A 238-nucleotide genomic window follows, 5' to 3' on the forward strand; every position below is an offset into this window, starting at 1 on the left:
GTTTTAAAGATTGTTTAAGAACTGAACCTGAGTTTTCTCTAGCTCGATTTCAACTAGCACTATCCCTGCTAGCAACAGGTCAAACAGAAGATGGAGCTGTTGAGCTAAAAGAGTTGACTTCAGCTACTCCGGAATATTTGATTAATTTTGCTAAAGGTATTTTATTCTCGCTAGACAATAAAAAAGATGAAGCGATCGAACAACTTAAACTGGGTATTAGCATTAATAATGAAAATCC

At 35.3% G+C, this 238-nt stretch carries 1 protein-coding gene; it reads left to right on the plus strand.

Going from position 1 to position 238, the window contains the following annotated elements; all coding sequences use genetic code 11:
• Positions 1 to 238: tetratricopeptide repeat protein (locus Q4528_RS15910; protein ID WP_303522720.1), on the plus strand; the 238-nt coding region annotated here is incomplete at both ends.

Origin of the sequence: Staphylococcus pasteuri, assembly GCF_030547725.1 — a bacterium.
Taxonomy (GTDB): Bacteria; Bacillota; Bacilli; order Staphylococcales; family Staphylococcaceae; genus Staphylococcus; species Staphylococcus pasteuri.